This is a genomic window from Xanthomonas albilineans (assembly GCF_002939705.1).
GTDB classification, from domain to species: domain Bacteria; phylum Pseudomonadota; class Gammaproteobacteria; order Xanthomonadales; family Xanthomonadaceae; genus Xanthomonas_A; species Xanthomonas_A albilineans.
Genome location: NZ_MDCB01000129.1, coordinates 1 through 299, shown reverse-complemented (window position 1 = coordinate 299; position 299 = coordinate 1). Strand labels below are relative to the sequence as shown.

The 299-nt window shown below is 62.5% G+C and carries 1 protein-coding gene; it reads right to left on the bottom strand.

Annotated features, from left to right (window positions below; translation table 11 throughout):
* On the bottom strand, window positions 1–299 hold a 299-nt coding region (locus XalbCFBP2523_RS16075), incomplete at both ends, for a condensation domain-containing protein (protein ID WP_146084171.1).

The window sequence follows — 299 nt, the reverse complement described above, 5'->3', positions numbered from 1 at the left end:
TCTTCCAACGACAGCGACAGATCGAACTGCGCGCTCGTCTGCGTCGCACCCAGCCCACTGACCTCGAGTTCGCCAAGATCCAGCTCACCCTGCGGCGTGTTCTGCCACGCGAACATCACCTGGAACAGCGGTGCATGCGCCAGACTGCGTGGCGGCTGCACCAGTTCCACCACCTGCTCGAACGGGATGTCCTGATGTGCCTGCGCTTGCAGCGCACGTTCTTTCACAGACGCCAACAGTTGCGCCAGCGTCGGTGAACCCGACACCTCCACCCGCAACGCCAGCGTGTTCACGAAGAA